At 62.3% G+C, this 16,998-nt stretch carries 12 protein-coding genes; 8 read left to right on the top strand and 4 right to left on the bottom strand.

Going from position 1 to position 16,998, the window contains the following annotated elements:
• Nucleotides 1–131 precede the first annotated feature (131 nt).
• The 4 genes from recN (at nt 132) to HK439_RS14275 (ending at nt 7,167) form a co-directional block, all read left to right on the top strand.
• On the top strand, nt 132–1,802 hold the full coding sequence (recN, locus tag HK439_RS14290; protein WP_190292195.1) for a DNA repair protein RecN: 1,671 nt from the start codon (nt 132–134) through the stop codon (nt 1,800–1,802).
• A gap of 52 nt (nt 1,803–1,854) precedes the next feature.
• A complete protein-coding gene (ligA, locus tag HK439_RS14285; RefSeq protein WP_190292194.1) occupies nt 1,855–4,014 on the top strand; it encodes an NAD-dependent DNA ligase LigA in 2,160 nt (719 codons plus the stop codon).
• A gap of 272 nt (nt 4,015–4,286) precedes the next feature.
• Nucleotides 4,287–4,574 carry a GIY-YIG nuclease family protein gene (locus HK439_RS14280; RefSeq protein WP_190292193.1) on the top strand — a complete coding sequence of 96 codons (288 nt, stop codon included), beginning with the start codon at nt 4,287–4,289 and terminating at the stop codon, nt 4,572–4,574.
• Nucleotides 4,575–4,722: 148 nt separating this feature from the next.
• Nucleotides 4,723–7,167, top strand: coding sequence for an ATP-dependent helicase (locus HK439_RS14275; protein WP_190292192.1), 2,445 nt, complete (start codon nt 4,723–4,725; stop codon nt 7,165–7,167).
• A gap of 6 nt (nt 7,168–7,173) precedes the next feature.
• Here the strand turns inward: HK439_RS14275 and HK439_RS14270 are convergent, their stop codons facing one another.
• A complete protein-coding gene (locus tag HK439_RS14270) occupies nt 7,174–7,761 on the bottom strand; it encodes a tetratricopeptide repeat protein (protein ID WP_190292191.1) in 588 nt (195 codons plus the stop codon).
• A gap of 275 nt (nt 7,762–8,036) precedes the next feature.
• Here HK439_RS14270 and HK439_RS14265 point away from each other — a divergent pair, with 275 nt between their 5' ends.
• Nucleotides 8,037–8,927, top strand: a complete 891-nt coding sequence (locus HK439_RS14265) for a 50S ribosomal protein L11 methyltransferase (protein ID WP_190292190.1) — start codon at nt 8,037–8,039, stop codon at nt 8,925–8,927.
• 355 nt (nt 8,928–9,282) lie between these two features.
• On the opposite strand, the gene HK439_RS14260 is transcribed toward HK439_RS14265, so the two are convergent.
• Entirely contained in the window at nt 9,283–9,495 is a 213-nt protein-coding gene (locus HK439_RS14260; protein ID WP_190292189.1) for a hypothetical protein, read from the bottom strand.
• 250 nt (nt 9,496–9,745) lie between these two features.
• Between HK439_RS14260 and HK439_RS14255 the strand changes: the two genes are divergently transcribed.
• A complete protein-coding gene (locus HK439_RS14255) occupies nt 9,746–11,560 on the top strand; it encodes an aminopeptidase P family protein (protein ID WP_190292188.1) in 1,815 nt (604 codons plus the stop codon).
• Nucleotides 11,561–11,633: 73 nt separating this feature from the next.
• On the top strand, nt 11,634–12,671 hold the full coding sequence (locus tag HK439_RS14250) for a phytanoyl-CoA dioxygenase family protein (RefSeq protein ID WP_190292187.1): 1,038 nt from the start codon (nt 11,634–11,636) through the stop codon (nt 12,669–12,671).
• A gap of 28 nt (nt 12,672–12,699) precedes the next feature.
• Here the strand turns inward: HK439_RS14250 and HK439_RS14245 are convergent, their stop codons facing one another.
• On the bottom strand, nt 12,700–14,364 hold the full coding sequence (locus HK439_RS14245; RefSeq protein WP_190292186.1) for a chloride channel protein: 1,665 nt from the start codon (nt 14,362–14,364) through the stop codon (nt 12,700–12,702).
• Nucleotides 14,365–14,611: 247 nt separating this feature from the next.
• Between HK439_RS14245 and HK439_RS14240 the strand changes: the two genes are divergently transcribed.
• The gene (locus HK439_RS14240) at nt 14,612–16,423 is read left to right on the top strand and encodes a chloride channel protein (protein ID WP_190292185.1); all 1,812 of its coding nucleotides are present in this window, start codon (nt 14,612–14,614) and stop codon (nt 16,421–16,423) included.
• Between the two features lie 54 nt (nt 16,424–16,477).
• Here the strand turns inward: HK439_RS14240 and HK439_RS14235 are convergent, their stop codons facing one another.
• The gene (locus HK439_RS14235; RefSeq protein WP_235987893.1) at nt 16,478–16,975 is read right to left on the bottom strand and encodes a thioesterase family protein; all 498 of its coding nucleotides are present in this window, start codon (nt 16,973–16,975) and stop codon (nt 16,478–16,480) included.
• Nucleotides 16,976–16,998 lie beyond the last annotated feature (23 nt).

Raw genomic sequence — 16,998 nt, 5'->3', positions numbered from 1 at the left:
GCCACGATCGCGTGCCCGAAATGAGAGCCGCACGGCTTGCGTTTTGCGGCTTGTAACCGGTCTGATCGGCTCATACCATCAAGATACATGATAGGTACAAGTTCTCTGCTTTGATTCGGAGCTTTCCGTCCATGCTGGTCACGCTGTCCATTCGCGACATCGTATTGATAGACCGTCTCGATCTCGACTTTGCCGCGGGCATGTCGGTGCTGACCGGTGAAACCGGCGCCGGCAAATCCATACTGCTGGATGCCCTGTCGCTTGCCATCGGCGGGCGCGGAGATGCGGATCTCGTGCGCCACGGCGAGGCCCAGGGGCAGGTGACGGCCGTTTTCGACGTGCCGGGCAATCATGCGGTCCGTGCCCTGTTGCGGGAAAACGACGTCGATGACGACGGCGATCTCATCCTGCGGCGGATCCAGACCTCCGACGGCCGGACCCGCGCTTTCATCAACGACCAGCCCGTCAGCGTCGGCCTGATGCGTCAGGCGGGCACGCTTCTCGTCGAAATCCACGGCCAGCACGACGACCGCGCCCTGGTCGACCCGGACAGTCACCGGCTTTTGATCGATTCCTTCGGCGGATTGACCGGCGACGTGGAGGCGCTCGGCGAGGCCTACAAGGCATTTCGTGCCGCGGAAAAGGCCGTGCGCGACCATGAGGCGCGGATCGAGACCGCGCGTCAGGAAGCAGACTACCTGAAGAGCGCGGTCAGCGAACTCACCGCCCTTGCCCCGCAGTCCGGCGAAGAGGACGAGCTGGCTGCCCGGCGGACCGCCATGATGCAGGTGGAAAAGATCGCCGGCGATCTCAACGAGGCTTACGAGACGCTGAACGGAACATCGTCGCCGATCCCGGAACTGGCCAGCCTGCTTCGGCGCATGGAGCGCAAGACGGAGCAGGCGCCCGCCCTCCTGACCGGTCCAGTTACCGCGCTTGCCAATGCGCTCGACAATCTGGAAGAGGCGCGCAGCGGCCTGGAAGCCGCCGTGCGCGAGACCGATTTCGATCCGCGCGAACTGGAAGCGGCCGAGGAGCGGCTGTTCGCCCTGCGCGCGGCCTCGCGCAAATTTGCAGTTCCGGTCGACGAACTGGCCGCGCTGTGCGCCCGCATGAGCGAGGATCTTGCCGACCTGGACGCGGGCGAGGACAAACTGGCGGCGCTGAAGGCAACAGCGGTCAAGACCCGCGAGGCCTACGACAAGAAGGCAAGTGCCCTTTCAAAGGCGCGGGAAAAGGCGGCACGGCAGCTTGAAAAGGCCGTGGGTCAGGAGTTGCCGGCGCTGAAGCTGGAGAGGGCCCGGTTTATCGTCGAAATGACGAGCGATCCGGAGAACCGGTCGCGGACCGGCATCGATCAGCTGGAGTTTTACGTTCAGACCAACCCGGGAACGAAGCCCGGACCGATGATGAAGGTGGCCTCCGGTGGCGAGCTGTCGCGCTTCCTGCTGGCGCTTAAAGTTTCGCTGGCCGACAAGGGATCTGCGCCCACGCTGGTGTTCGACGAAATCGATACGGGTGTGGGCGGTGCCGTGGCGGAGGCGATCGGCGTGCGCCTTGCCCGGCTTGCTGCCAATGTCCAGGTGCTGACGGTCACCCATGCGCCGCAGGTGGCCGCGCGCGCTGCCGGTCATTTCCTGATCGCCAAGGAAGAGGCCCATCCGGAGCGGGTGGCCACCCGGGTACGCCGGATCGACGAAGACCACCGGCGCGAGGAAATCGCCCGCATGCTGGCCGGCAGCGTGATTACCGAGGAAGCGCGTGCTGCGGCCGGCAAGCTGATCACGGAAGCGACCGGCTGACCGCTTCCGGCGATATTTGCCGGCGATGTCTGTTTGGGTGAATGGGGCCACAATGACCGAAAAATCCGATTCCGCTGCCGCTGTTGCCGTGGAGGCGCTGACGCTGGAACAGGCGGAGGCCGAGCTGAAGCGCCTGGCGGCGGAAATCGCGGAGCATGACAAGCATTACTTCGCCGAGGACGCGCCGACCGTTTCCGATGCCGAATACGATGCGCTGCGCAAGCGCAACAACGAGATCGAGGCGCGGTTTCCGGAGCTGATCCGGGGAGACAGCCCGTCCCAGCGCGTTGGCGTCGAGCCGACGTCCGGTTTCGGCAAGATCACGCACAGCATCCCGATGCTGTCGCTGGACAATGCCTTCGACGACGACGACGTGCGCGACTTCGTCGGCCGTGTCCGGCGGTTTCTGAAATACGATCCGCTGATGGGCGCGCTTGGCGTGACCGCGGAGCCCAAGATCGACGGCCTGTCCCTGTCGCTGCGCTACGAAGGCGGCAAGCTGGTAAGTGCGGCCACCCGCGGCGACGGCACGGTTGGCGAGAACGTCACCGCCAACGCGCGCACCATCGCCGATATTCCGACCGAGCTGAAGGGCAAGGCGCCGGACGTGGCCGAGATCCGTGGCGAGGTCTATATGGCCCATGCGGATTTCCAGTCGCTCAACGCGCGCATGGCGGCCAACGGCGGCAAGGTTTTCGCGAACCCGCGGAATGCGGCCGCCGGGTCGCTCCGCCAGCTCAACCCGGACATCACCGCGTCCCGCCCCTTGCGGTTCTTCGCCTATGCCTGGGGTGAGATGACCTCGCTTCCCGCCGACACCCAGATGGGGATGGTCGAGGCCATGGGCGCCTGGGGATTTGCCGTCAATCCGAAAATGCAGCTGTGCGAAAGCGTCGATGAGCTGATTGCCGTCTATCACGGGATCGAGGAAGAGCGGGCGACGCTCGGCTACGATATCGACGGTGTCGTCTACAAGGTCGACCGGCTGGATCTGCAGGAGCGGCTCGGCTACGTCTCCCGCTCGCCCCGCTGGGCGATTGCCCACAAATTTCCGGCCGAACAGGCCTTCACCATCCTGAATGACATCGAAATCCAGGTCGGGCGGACGGGCGCGCTGACGCCGGTCGCCAAGCTGGAACCGGTCACCGTGGGCGGCGTGGTCGTTTCCAACGCGACGCTACACAACGAGGATTATATCAAGGGCATCGGCCAGGACGGCGAGCCGCTTCGCGGCGGCAAGGACCTGCGCATCGGGGATACGGTGAAGATCCAGCGCGCCGGCGACGTGATCCCGCAGGTGATCGATGTGGATCTCGACAAGCGCCCCGCTGATGCGGAGCCCTTCGAGTTTCCCACCGTCTGTCCCGCCTGCGGCAGCCATGCGGTGCGCGAGATCCATCCGAAGACCGGCCGTCAGGATGCGGTGCGCCGCTGCACCGGCGGGTTGATCTGTCCGGCCCAGGCGACGGAAAAGCTCAAGCATTTCGTCTCGCGCAACGCCTTCGATATCGAGGGCTTCGGCGACAAGCAGGTCGATGCCTTTTATACGGACGGGCTGGTGATGGCGCCGGCCGACATCTTCACCCTCGAGGAACGCGACCGGCGGGCGCTGACCAAGCTCAGGAACCGGGAAGGCTGGGGGGCGGTGTCGGCGCGCAACCTGTTCGAGGCGATCAACGCGCGCCGCGAGATCGACCTCCACCGCTTCATCTTCGCCCTCGGCATCCGCCACGTGGGCGAGGGCAACGCCAAGCTCCTGGCGCGCTACTACGGCTCGTGGGAGACTTTCTACCAGGCAATGCTAAAGGCGCATGACCATGACAGCGACGCCTGGGCGGAACTGAACAACATCGACGGTGTCGGCACGATCGTCGCCGAAGCGGTCACCGAATTCTTTGCCGAAAGCCACAACCGGGATCAGCTTACGGCGCTTCTGGAACAGGTCACGCCGAAGGACGCGGAAAAGATCGACGCGGGCGACAGTCCGGTTGCCGGCAAGACCATCGTGTTCACCGGATCGCTGGAACGCATGACCCGCGACGAGGCCAAGGCCATGGCCGAACGCTTCGGCGCCAAGGTCTCCGGCTCCGTGTCGAAAAAGACCGACCTCGTCGTCGCCGGCCCGGGCGCCGGCTCGAAACTGACCAAGGCGCAGGAACTGGACGTCGAGGTGATTTCCGAGGACGACTGGTTTGAATTGGTGGGGGGATAGGGAACCCGCTACCGTCACCCCGGGCGAGCAACGCGAGACCCGGGGCCTACTCGCCACTCCGCTTGCTGAACCTTTGGATGTTTTTCGAGGCTGCCTGCCGTTCCGAATAATTCGTCGACTCTCTGCGAATGAGTAGGCCCCGGGTCTCCACTTCGTTCCGCCCGGGGTGACGTCAGGGGGGCACCTTAGTCATTCCACTATGCGGTCAGAACCGGCGGGATATTGGCATATGTAAAGCTTGCGCGTTCGGTCCTTACAATCCAGAATCGCGCATGCCTTACTACGTCTACATCCTCGCCAGCCGGAAGCACGGGACGCTATATGTCGGTGTGACCAATGAACTCGCGAGGAGGGTGTTGGAGCATCGCTCTGGAGATGCGAGCGGCTTTACGAAGGAACACCAGGTGTTTCGGCTGGTCTTTTTCGAAATCTTCGATCGTATCGACGAAGCTATCGCCATGGAAAAACGTTTGAAGCGATGGCGTCGCCCCTGGAAAATCCAGCTAATCGAAAAACAAAATCCCGAGTGGCTCGACTTGCTCGAAAGTCTGAATGTCTAGAACATTTATCCTGCTTCATTCAGACCGACATCTGCCCGAATTGAACTTCCACGCTTTTCCCGCAAATTCTCTCACTTCAAGCCTCGCTCTCGGGCCGTTCGTTGCTATATTGTTCTCTTGAGATCTCACAGATTCGCGAAAGTAAGTAATGGCAGACCCGAACGGGTATTCGGATGATTGGGAACGGATCGAGCCGGGTTTCGATCCGGCGCCACCTGCGCGCCCGACTGGCAGTCATGGTGGCGGACAGGGCGGCGGGATTGCTGCGCGGGCGATGGCGGCGCGCCGCGCGCCCGATTATCTCGACGGGCTCAATCCGGAACAACGGCTGGCGGTGGAAACCATCGACGGTCCGGTTCTGGTGCTCGCCGGGGCCGGCACCGGCAAGACCCGGGTCCTGACCACCCGGATTGCGCATATTCTCGCGACCGGGGCCGCGCGGCCGTCGGAAATCCTGGCGGTGACCTTTACCAACAAGGCTGCGCGCGAGATGAAGGAGCGGATCTCCTCCTTCATCGGCGGCAATGTGGAGGGCATGGCCTGGCTCGGCACGTTCCACTCCATCTGCGTCAAGATCCTGCGCCGCCATGCGGAACTGGTCGGGCTGAAATCGGGCTTTTCCATTCTCGACACCGACGACCAGCTCCGGCTGATCAAACAGATCATCCAGGCGGAAGGCCTCGACGACAAGCGCTGGACCGCGCGGGCCTTCGCCTCGATGCTCGACGGTTGGAAGAACCGGGCGCTGACGCCCAAGGAGGTGCCGGAGGGCGAGGCCCGCGCTTTTGCCAACGGAAACGGCCGCAAGCTTTATGCGGAGTATCAGGACCGCCTGTCGGTGCTGAATGCCTGCGACTTCGGCGATCTTCTGCTGCATGTGATCACCCTGTTCAAGACCCAGCCGGATATCCTCAAGGACTATCAGCGCCGTTTCCGCTACATGCTGGTGGACGAGTATCAGGACACCAACATCGCCCAGTATCTGTGGCTGCGCCTCTTGGCCCAGGGCAATCCGAACGTCTGCTGCGTGGGCGATGACGACCAGTCGATCTATGGCTGGCGCGGGGCGGAAGTGGATAACATCCTGCGCTTCGAGCACGATTTCAAAGGCGCGACCGTCATCCGGCTGGAGCGCAATTATCGCTCCACCAGTCACATCCTGGCCGCCGCCTCGCACCTGATCGCCCATAACGAGGGCCGGCTCGGCAAGACGCTGTTCACCGATTTCGAAGAGCCGGACCACGATCTTGTGTCGGTCGCCTCCGTCTGGGATTCCGAAGAGGAGGCCCGCTCCATTGGCGACGAGATCGAGGCGCTGCAGGCCAACGGCCATGCGCTCAATGACATCGCCATTCTGGTGCGCGCCTCGTTCCAGATGCGCGAATTCGAAGACCGCTTCGTCACGCTCGGCCTGAACTACCGGGTCATCGGCGGTCCGCGCTTCTACGAGCGCATGGAAATCCGCGATGCCATGGCCTATTTCCGCTGCGTGGTGCAGCCGGCGGACGATCTGGCGTTTGAGCGCATCGTCAACACGCCGAAGCGGGGCCTCGGCGAGGCGACGCTGAAGCTTGTGCACGAACTGGCGCGGGCCGAACGCATTCCGCTGATGCAGGCGGCCGCCCAGCTGTGCCAGACCGAGGAGCTTCGGCCGAAGGCGCGCAATGCGCTGAGCAACCTGCTCGGTGACATGGACCGCTGGCGGGCGCAGATCAATGCGGTCTCCCACACGGAAATGGCCGAAATCATCCTGGACGAAAGCGGCTATACAGCCATGTGGCGGGCCGATCGTTCGGCAGAGGCGCCGGGCCGGCTCGACAACCTCAAGGAACTCATCCGCTCCATGGAAGAGTTTGAATCCATGCAAGGGTTCCTGGAGCATGTCTCGTTGGTGATGGACCGGGACAGCGCGGAGAGCAACGACGCCGTTTCCATCATGACGCTGCATTCGGCCAAGGGCCTGGAATTCGACACGGTGTTCCTGCCCGGCTGGGAAGAGGGTCTGTTTCCGCACCAGCGCGCGCTCGACGAGAGCGGCCGCGCGGGCCTGGAGGAAGAGCGCCGTCTGGCCTATGTCGGCATTACCCGGGCGAAGAAGCGCGCCAAGATCTATTTCGCCTCCAACCGGCGCATTCACGGCCTGTGGCAGTCGACGGTGCCGTCGCGCTTTCTCGACGAATTGCCCGAGGAACACGTGGAAATAGCGGAAGCTTCGTCCAGCTACGGCGGCTATGGCGGCGGAGGCTACGGCGCCTCGCGCTTCGACAACCGGGATCCCTTCCAGTCAGGCTCCTATTCGACGCCGGGCTGGCAGCGCGCCCAGCGGGCCTCCCGGTCCGGCGACGGCTTCGGCGAAAGCCGGAACGACTACCGCTCCGCGCGCACCAAGCGCCAGGGACCGCTCACCATCGAGGGCGAACTGGTCGCCAAGTCGGTGAGCGACACGCCGTCGGAGTTTTGTCTCGGCGAGCGGGTGTTCCATATCAAGTTCGGCTATGGGGCGATCAAATCGATCGAGGGCAACAAGCTGACCATCGACTTCGAGAAAGCCGGGCTCAAGAAAGTCATCGACAGTTTTGTCGAGCGGCACTAACGGCCGCTAGAGGTCTTCACCCTTGGGCTCGATCAACATGTTGCGCTCCTTGATGAAGGGGTAGATCTCGATCGCCTGGCGCAGGGCTTTCTGGCCGAGCTCCACGCGCCCCTGCCGCATCAGGATGTGGGCCTTGCCGGAGAGCGCGCCGAAATGGCGGGGTTCCAGTTCCAGCGCCCGGTCCGCATCTTCCAGCGCCTCGTCGAGTTTGTCCTGCAGGAACAGGATGAAGGCCCGCTGGTTCCAGACTTCCGCGTAGTCGGGCGCGCGCTTGACGGCGTCGTTGAGCAGCAGGCGGGCGCCTTCGAAATCGTAGTTGTCGCGCTTGCGCATGGCTTCGTCGACGAGATGGCGGGTTTCGGTGTCCGGGGCCTCGCCGAGCCAGAACCACCAGATCTGGTCCTCGACCAGACGTGCTTCCGCTTCGGTTGGCGCCGACTTCAGAGCCGCGAACAGGGCGTCTTTTTCCTCCGAAGCCCTGACGCTCAACGTTGAGGACAGAATGAGGAAGACGGCCAGGAGGGCAAAGCCGATGAGGCCGGTTCGCGGTCGGTGCATTGATATCGGATCGTGAATGAAAGTCTCTTGCGCCATTCCGTATCCTCCCGAAAAGCGGCCGTTCCAAATCAGCTTTTCCCGAGAGTTAGGGCAAATGCAACTGAGGGCCAGACCTGGGCGATCTGCCGTCACCCGATTGTTATCGGAGCGGTTGGCCACTCCTGCAAATCCTTCGAAGGTCGTCGTGCCTCTTTTGAGCTCCCGGACACGTCCGGCGGCGGTTTGAACTGGCGAATGCAATCGTCCCCCGCTATACCCCGGCTTCAGTTTGCCATGCAAAGAGGCGCGGAGCGCGCGACAAGGGGTGCGTCATGAAGACGATCAGGGTCCGGATCACGGCCGGCGAGACGGAAGCCAAGCGCATTGCCGATGTGCTGGAACGGGCCTTCGAGGACGACGGCAATCCGGTTTCGATCTATGAAGCGTCGGCCGACGGGAAGACCTGGTCTGCCGAAATCCTGCTGTTCGACATGGAACCGGATGAAGCTGCGGACCAGGTGCGCGACCGGGTGGGCGCGGACGCCTTCGCCGCCCCTCTTGAGGCAGAAGAACTGCCGGACATCAACTGGGTGGAAAAGAGCCTGGAGGGTCTGGCGCCCGTCCGGGCCGGCCGCTTCGTGGTGCACGGCTCTCATGACCGGAACAAGGTTCCGCCGGCCGCCATCGGCCTCGAAATCGAGGCGGCCCTTGCCTTCGGGACCGGACATCACGGAACCACGGCCGGCTGTCTGGAAGAACTCGACCGGCTTCTCGCCATGCGGTCCTATGACAGCATTCTGGATCTGGGGACCGGAACCGGGGTGCTTGCGATTGCAGCCGCCCATCTGGCGCGCCATCCCGTTCTTGCAACGGACATCGATCCGGTTGCGACCAGGACGGCAGCGGAGAACGCCCGCCTGAACGGTGTCGGGCCTCTCGTGAAGACCTTTACCGCCAACGGCATGGAAGACCGCCGGTTCGGCGAATTCGGGCCGTTCGACCTTGTCATCGCCAATATTCTGGCGCGTCCGCTGATGCAGATGGCCAAATCCATCGGGGCTCATTGCGCCGATGTTGCGACCCTGGTGCTCTCGGGTCTGCGGATTGAGGACGGGCCGCGGATCCTGTTCGCCTACCGCTGCCAGGGATTTCACCTGGCCCGGTCGCGCCAGAAAGACGGCTGGCTGACACTGACGCTGGTGCGTGGGCGCAAAGACGCCTGAACCGGCGGGCTTTCCCGAAGCCAAGGGTCAGGACTCATTAATCTTACACATTCTGCGGGAGTGGCTTTGTCTGCTGACAAGGCAGAGAGCCGCAGGAAACCATTCGGTTTTCAAGGGTCTCTAACGCTGTCAGGAGGCAACGACGCCCCGCCCTACGGGTTTGCCAGGGAAGGCCGACCTGACCGCAAAATCGAGCTTGAACAGGGAATACCTGTCCTGCGCTCGCTCTTACGCTCATTCCAACCTTCCCTGGCAAACAGAATGAGCAAAATTAATGGGTCCTGACCCTAGGCAAAAAAAGAGCGCGGTGGCCGGGCCATCGCGCTTCTTTTTATTGTTACGCCGGATATCCTGCTTAGAAGATGATCGGCGAAGAACCTTCGCGTTCCAGCTCTGCACGGTCGTAGCCGTGAGCGGCAAGCGTTGCGTCGTCAAGGGACAGAAGGTAGCCGTTGACGTAGCGGCGGGCCTGCTTGGAGCGGGCATCGATCATGCGGTCGAAAGCGCGGCGCACAAAGCCGGTGGAGGTGGAGCGGCCTGCGCCGCTGAAGGTGGTGGTCATTGCCATGGGAGTTCTCCATGCTTGAAGTGAACGGGCGCATCCTCCAGGGGATTCGCTGCCTTTGTTTTGTTGACCTGAATATGGGTGCAGGTTCCGGTATGAGGTAGATGCAATCCTGCATGCCAGTTCTGCGTTTTTCGCATATGCGAGATGAATGGTGCGCTGCAAAATAAGGCGACTGGTTTTTCCCGTATTCTCTCTCCCGGCAAGAATTATCCAGCTTGATCGGTGCCGGGTGAGGAATTAGCTTTCCGGCATGTTTCAGAACTTTGACGATCTTGCCGATCCCTCCTGCGGAGCGCCGCGTGCGGCCCTTTTCAGGGCAGAACTCAAGCACCGTGGCCTGGATGGGTTCCTCATCCCGAGGGCCGATGCGCATCAGGGCGAATATGTGCCTGCCTCCGACTGCAGACTGCAGTGGCTGACGGGCTTTTCCGGCTCGGCCGGGATTGCCGCCGTGCTCGGCGATGAGGCAGCGATCTTCGTCGACGGGCGCTACACCATCCAGGTGCGCGAGCAGGTCGACATGGGCGTCTTTCCGGCGCACCACCTGATCAACGAACCGCTGACCGACTGGCTTGCCGGACTTTTGAAGCCGGGCCAGAAACTCGGTTTCGACCCGATGCTGCATACGGTGCGCGAGGTCCGCAAATTGCGTGAGGTCTGCGCAGAAGCCGGGGCAGATCTGGTTGCTGTTGAGGAAAATCCGCTGGATTCGGTCTGGGAAGGCCGTCCGAAGCCGCCGCTCGGGCAGGTGCAGCTTCATCCGGAATCGCTCGCCGGGAAATCCGCGAACGCCAAGATCGCGGATATCCAGAAAGCGATCATGGACAAGAAGGCGGATGCCTGTGTCCTGACCCAGCCCGATTCCATTGCCTGGCTGTTCAATATTCGCGGAGCCGATGTCCCGCACACACCGCTGCCACTGTCCTTCGCGACAGTCCCTGCGGAAGGCCGTCCAACACTCTTCATCGATGGCCGCAAGCTGTCCAATTCGGTACGCGACGCACTGGAAAAGCTGACCGAAATCGAGGAACCGTCGGGGTTCAAGGCCGGGCTTGCAGGTCTTGGAAAGGCTGGAAAGAAGGTCCTGATCGATCCTGGGCTGGCTGGAGAAGCGATTGCGACGGCCATAACGGAAGGCGGCGGATCCCTGATCGAGGCCACGGACCCTGTACTCCTGCCCAAGGCGATCAAGAACCAGTCAGAAATCGAGGGTATGCGCGCCGCGCATCTGCGCGATGCGGTCGCCTATGCGCAGTTCCTGTGCTGGTTCGACGAGGTCGCGCCGACGGGTCAACTCGACGAGATCGGCGCAGCCCGGAAGCTGGAAGAGTTCCGGGCGGGAACCGGGGCGCTCAAGGACATTTCCTTCGATACGATTTCAGGTGCCGGTCCCAACGGGGCTATCTGTCATTACCGGGTCAGCGAAAAGAGCAACCGGCCGATACCGGTCGGAAAACCGTTCCTGATTGACAGCGGCGCGCAGTACGAGGACGGCACGACCGATATTACCCGGACGATTGCGGTCGGCGATATGTCCGCCGAGATGAAGCGGAATAACACCCTGGTGCTCAAGGGCCATATCGCGATTTCCGCTGCGCGGTTTCCGGAAGGGACGACCGGCGCGCAGCTGGACACGCTGGCCCGGATCGATCTGTGGAAGGCTGGCCTCGACTTCGATCACGGCACCGGCCACGGGGTCGGGTCCTATCTGTCGGTTCACGAAGGCCCGCAGCGGATTGCAAAGACCGGGACCGTGGCCCTGAAGCCGGGCATGATCCTGTCCAACGAGCCGGGTTATTACCCGGCCGGAGAATACGGCATCCGGATCGAAAACCTGGAACTTGTCACCGAAGCGGCCCCCATCGAGGGCGGTGAGCGCAACATGCTCGGCTTCGAAACCCTGACCCTTGCGCCGATCGACACAAGGCTTGTCGAAGTGTCGCTTCTGACTACCGGCGAACGTGACTGGCTGAATGGATATCACAAACGGGTTTTCGAGATGGTCGGCCCGCTTCTGGATGAAAAAACAAGGACCTGGCTGGAAGGTGTGACCAAGCCGATTTAGCGGCATTTCAAAACTTGACCTAACGTAAAAATCTCGCAAATTAATATACGAACGCTATCATTCAGGGGGTCTGATGAGGGCGATCGATCTGTTGAGAATGCCGCTCTGGACAGCAGAGCTGGCAACGGGCGCGAAGTCGTTCGCCACCAATCCTGTCATCGGCAGTCGTTGGTTGAACGAGCACGGCCTGCATGAAAAACGGTTGCAGCTGGCCCAGCGGATGGCCGGATTCCGCCGCTGGCAGATAAGGCATCTGGTTTCGCCGGAGCATGCCGAGGCCTATGGGCGCGACGGCTATGTGGTGTGTCGCAACGTGCTTCCGCCTGACGCGTTCGAACGGCTCAGGCGCGAGGTCGAGGACAATGCGTTTTCCGCCCAGGAGATGCTCCAGGGGCATACGGTCACCCGGTTCACGCCGATCACGCGCCAGATGCTGCAGGACCTGCCCGAATTCGGCGCCTTTGTCACCGGACGGCTGTTCCAGGGATTGCTGCGCTATGTCAGCTCCAGCAATGCGGACCCGATCACCTTCATCCATACGGTGTTCGCCGAACCGGACCGCGGCAAGCGGGACCCGCAGACGGTGTTTCACTCCGACACGTTTCAGCCGACGGCGAAGTGCTGGTATTTCCTGTCGGACGTCGCCGAGGACGGCGGACCGTTCACCTATGTGCCCGGTTCCCACCGGCTGACGCCGGAACGGCTCGCCTGGGAGCGGGAGCAGGCGATTGCCGCTTGTTCCCAGAAAAGGTCCATGCACACGCTCGGTTCGTTCCGGATTTCCGACGAGGACCTGGCCCGCCTCGGCTATCGGGAGCCGGTGAAGGTCGCGGTCCCGGCCAACACGCTGGTGGTGGCCGATACCCACGGGTTCCACGCGCGCGGCATCAGCACGAAGCCGACCGTCCGGCTCGGCATCTACGGGTCGCTCAGGCGCAATCCCTTCCTGCCCTGGGCCGGGTTCGATCCGTTCTCATTGCCGGGTTTGCGCTGGCGTCAGGCGGAAATCCATGACGCCATCAACAACTGGAAAATGCGCACCGGCCGGTTTACCGGACAGCCGAATGTGGGCAAGGTGAAGCCGCTGGATCCCGCCCGCCGCTGGCAGTGATGCCGGTTCCGGTCGGTCTGCCCCGAGCTTAACGGTGCTCTTCCTCGGCGGCCTCGATCAGCGCCGAATTGAAATAGCTGAGCGCGCGGACGTGGTGGGCGATGCCGATGACCGTCTCCAGATCGTTGATGTCGATCACAGGCAGTTTGTCACGTCCCGTCTCGTTGAAGGTCTTCAATGCACTTTCAAGCGAGCTGGTCGCATGCAGGTAGGGACCGCCGGTTTCTATGCTGAACGTGCGGTCTTCTTCCGCTTCCGGAGGCGGGTCCATGAAATCGCGGACCTTGACGGAGGTGCTCAGGAACCGGTGCGGACCCTCCGTCGCCATTACCCCGTGCATGGCAAGCTGCCAGTGGAAATAGGACCGGCCGTGGAAGGCCTGGGTAATGCCGGTCGCAATGGAGACGGTCAGGAGCAGGGCGATGGATAGCGTATAGCCGCCGGTGAGTTCGAACACGATCATCGTGGTCGAGACCGGGGCGCCGAGGACAGCTGCGGCCACGGCCCCCATGCCGAGGATGGAGTAAAGCCCCTCGCTGGAGGCCATCTGCGGAAAGACGGAGGCGGCAATCAGGCCGAAGGCCCCGCCGGCCATCGCGCCGAGATAGAGGGACGGCGAAAAGATCCCGCCGCCGAACCTGGACGCCAGGGTGATGGCGGTCGCCGCCGTCTTGGCTATCAGCAGGGACAGCAGCATGGAGATCGGCAACTGGTCCTTGAGCGCCGCATCGGTCGCCTCGTAGCCGACGCCGACGACCGCCGGATAGGCCAGGGCAATGGTGCCGACGGCGCAGCCGCCGACCACGGGCCTTGCCCAAAGCGGCATCGTAATGTTGCGGGCGACCCAGTCGGTGCCGATCAGGGCGAACTGGAAGCAGATGGCCACGACGGCGCAGGTGACGCCCAGAAGGGCGAAGGCCGGAAATTCCCAATAGGAGGTGATCTGGTGTCCGGGGATGACGAAGGCTGCGACATCTCCGAACCAGAGCCGCGAGAAAACCGTGCCGGTGACGGCGGAAATCGCGATCGGAGAAATCGCGGACAAGGCATAGTGTCCGAGGATCACTTCGTGGGCAAAGAGAACGCCGGCAATCGGGGCGTTGAAGGAGGCGGATACCGCGCTGGCGACGCCGCAGGCAAGCAGGATGCGCCGCGCGGATGCAGGCAACTGGAACAGCCGGCTGAGGGATGCACCGATGGTCGCACCCAGATGAACCACCGGACCTTCACGGCCGGCACTTGCCCCGGAGCCGAGGGAGAGGGTGGTGATCAGCGCGGACAGGATGCCGGGTCTGAACATCAGTTCCTCGACGCCTCTGGCCCGGGCTTCGATGACATCGGCGACACTGTAGGTGCGCTTCGTCGGCTGGACATACTGCAGCAACAGTCCGACGATGAGGCCGCCGACCGTGGGGGCGGCGACGACGACATACCAGGGCAGGTCGGCCAGCGCGGTGATGACGTTTTCGCTTGATGTTCCAAGCCACACCAGTTGAACCAGGCCGATCGCTTCGCGAAACAGGATTGCCGCCCAGGACACGATCGCGCCGATGCAAAGCGCCAACAGCCAGATGATCGGCCGCTTTTGCGCCAGGAATTCATTGAAGTTCAGCCGGATGCCCGCAGGGATCGAATTCAGCCCGGTTCTGATCAGGCCGAGACGGCGGATGACGGACAAAAGCCATTCAGGCATAGGGTTACCTAAGCGGGGCGGTATCATTCCAATATTGGATAAATATTAGGGCTTTGCCGGAAAATTGCGCAGACAAATATAAATTTTCTTAGCTTTTCCCTTGATTTTCGAATGCTGCAGGTTCAGGAGAGGGACCATTCCTGACTTCAGGGCAGCCTCCTCGCTGTTCGATCGCTCCTTACGGGGCCGGAGCCAGGTGAGAACTCGCCCTAGACCGTCACCCGTTGCCCATAAATGTTGGCTATTCATGTCTGTAGTTGATCAGTCGAATTCTCCTGCCGCCGAAACCGTTACATCATCCGAAGAACAAGACCGCGTCTTTTCCGTGCCGATGCTTTGCATTCTTGCCTTTGCAATCGGCATTGTCGCTGCCGCCGGCGCTGTTTTCTTCCGATACCTGATCTCTCTTGTTCATAATCTTTTTTATTACGGAACGATTTCGGCCGTCTATGACGCGAACCAGTTCGATGCGCCCAGTCCGCTCGGAGCGCTCATCATCCTGGTTCCCGTCGTGGGCGGCCTGATCGTCGTCTTCCTGGTCAAGACATTCGCACCCGAGGCCAAGGGCCACGGCGTTCCGGAAGTCATGTACGCGATCTACCACAACAAAGGCGACGTGCGTGGCATCGTCGCGGTGGTCAAGTCGTTCGCATCCGCCATTTCCATCGGCAGTGGCGCATCGGTCGGTCGCGAAGGCCCGATCATCCAGATCGGTGCGTCGTTCGGTTCCACGATCGCCCGGAAGCTGCGCCTGGCGCGCTGGCAGAAGATCACGCTGCTTTCCGCCGGCGCCGGGGCGGGTATCGCCGCTACCTTCAACACGCCGCTCGGCGGCGTGCTGTTCGCGGTGGAAATGCTCCTGCCGGAAGTCAGCAGCAGAACGTTTCTTCCCGTTGTCGTCGCGACGGCGACCGCCACCTATGTCGGCCGTATTACCCTGGGTCTCGATCCGGCCTTCATCGTGCCGGTCGCCGATATAACGGCCATCGAGGCGATTGATCCGGTTCAGCTTCTCGCCTACGCGTTCCTCGGCATCGCGGCGGGGATTGCGTCCTGGGCCTTCATTCGCACCCTGGCCTGGTGTGAGGACATTTTCCCCGAACTGCCCGGCAACGAATACACGCAGAACATCATCGGCATGCTGATCATCGGTTGCCTGAGCTATGCCTTTTTCGTCACGACGGGGAATTACCACACCGCCGGCGTTGGCTATGCGACCATTCAGGACATTCTGAATGCGACGCCCTATACGATTGTCCTGCTCGGGGCCCTGCTCGCCGCCAAAATCGTGGCAACCTCGGTCAGCCTGGGTTCGGGTGCGTCGGGCGGTGTTTTCTCGCCGTCGCTGTTCATCGGAGCCACGCTGGGCGCCGTTGTCGGCGTGATCGGCAGCAAGCTGTTTCCCGAGCACGGGTTCATCGCAGCGGAATTCGCGCTTGTGGGCATGGGCGCGCTGGTCGGCGGCGCCACCGGCGCCTCGATGACCGCCATCGTGATGATCTTCGAAATGACGCGGGACTATAACGTCATCGTGCCGCTGGTTCTTGCCGTGGCCATTGCCGTCGGCGTCCGTCGCTGGCTGGTGGTGGACAACATCTACACCATCAAGCTGCGCCACCGCGGTCGGCCGATCCCGGTCAACCGGCACACCAACATGTACCTGGTGAAGCCGATCAAGGAAGTGATGGCGACCAATTTCAAGATCCTGCCGATCGACATGCCGATCCAGGAGGCGATTACCGCGATTGGGGAGGAGGGCGATGCCCATATCATCGTTTCCGACGGTGCGCGTATCGCCGGCTTCGTTCGCTTCGGTACCATTCCCTATCGGGCGGACCGATTTGCCGAACAGACGCTGCGTGGGGTCCTGTCGAGCGACTATGTGATCGCCCCGGCCTCGAACATCCTGAACTCCGTCATTTCGCGCATGAACAACCGCAGCCGCACCTACGCCATCATCGTGGCGGGTGACGGACGGATTCCGCGCCCGGACGACGTCGTCGGCGTGGTCGATTCCAAGGAAATCGCCGAAGTGGTCGTGGCCAACCACTACGGCTGAGCCTTCAGATCGTTCCGGGCCCCGCTTCGGCGTCGGGCCCGGAACGGCTTTGAATCAAGCCGGCTTTCGCTTGATTTCGATATGGCGCCCGGCGCGTTCGGGCCGCGGCAGGCCGGACTGGGCGTCGGCGAGCGCTTGAATATTTTCGGCAATGTCTTCCGGCCAGGGCACGACCTTGCGCGCGCCCATATCCACATGCAGGCTGATTTGCTCGTTGGTGGCCGAAAGCCAGCCTTCATCCGCGTGATGGATTTCCTGATAGAAGTGGCAGCGCTTGGCGTCGTGGTCGACAAGTTGCAGGCGCACCGTCACCGGCATGCCTGCAGCCAGTTCGCGGACATAGCAGATGTGCGTCTCGGCCGTGAAATAGGAGGCGTTGCGCTCCTTGAGGTAGCTTTCCCCGAGCCCCAGCTTTTCGAAGACCTCGTCGCAGGCCCTGTCGAACAGGACGACGTAATAGGCCATGTTGAGATGACCGTTGTAATCGATCCAATCGTCCTGGACGGTCATTCGTGAGCTTTCGACCATCTGCGTCGGCCAGGTAACGGACATAATTCCTCCTTCTATGCGGCGCC

Origin of the sequence: Roseibium aggregatum (assembly GCF_014692675.1) — a bacterium.
Lineage (GTDB): Bacteria > Pseudomonadota > Alphaproteobacteria > Rhizobiales > Stappiaceae > Roseibium > Roseibium aggregatum_C.
Note: the sequence above shows the minus strand (reverse complement) of the source record. Positions and strands in the feature narration are given on the sequence as shown.